Genomic DNA, 602 nt, shown 5'->3' on the forward strand with positions numbered 1-602 from the left:
GCATCGTGTTCGGCCGCCGCCGCCATGGTGTCGACGAGCGCGCCGTGCTCGGGAGCAATGAAGGGAGGAACGTCGAGAATGCCGTTCAGCAGCTTGAAGGCTTCCTTGGCTCCGCCGTCTTTTTCGAACATGACAAGCCGCCGTCCGGTGGGCTGGGGGGCCATGATCACAGGGGAAGCCATTGTTTCCTCGACGGCCATGCAGAACTCCGAACGTCACCAGCGTGGGGTGCAGCCTTTAGCATGATTGCAGCTGAAGGGCACCCCGAACGCGGCGTGTTGAGTGTCACGTTTCGCCTCGCACCGGCGTCCGTTTGGAGGGGCGGCATTGAAGCACCGCCCCGCCGATTCGTCAGAACTTGCCGAGCAGCGTGATGATGCCCTGGTTGCGGCTCACGCCGATCCCGGTGTCCGTTCCGAAAAGCTCGAGGTTGCCGTAGTCCGAGTAACGATATTCGAGACGGATGGCATAGTTGCTCGAAAGGTCGATCTCGCCGCCGGCGCCCAGACGAACGCCGCCGAACGAGACCTCATCGGAGATCTCCCCCGTGCCGTCGTCATACTCGCCCTCGATCGAGGCGTCCGTGTAGCCAGCCTTTACAT

The 602-nt window shown here is 62.5% G+C and carries 2 protein-coding genes; both read right to left on the reverse strand.

The annotated features are described in order from the left end of the window. Nucleotides 1–200: hypothetical protein (locus AX708_RS05790; RefSeq protein WP_156454530.1), on the reverse strand; the 200-nt coding region annotated here is incomplete at its 3' end. 151 nt (nucleotides 201–351) lie between these two features. Further along, on the reverse strand, nucleotides 352–602 hold a 251-nt coding region (locus tag AX708_RS05795), incomplete at its 5' end, for an outer membrane protein (RefSeq protein ID WP_156443358.1).

The sequence above is a fragment of the Erythrobacter sp. CCH5-A1 genome, from assembly GCF_001557115.1.
GTDB lineage: Bacteria > Pseudomonadota > Alphaproteobacteria > Sphingomonadales > Sphingomonadaceae > Erythrobacter.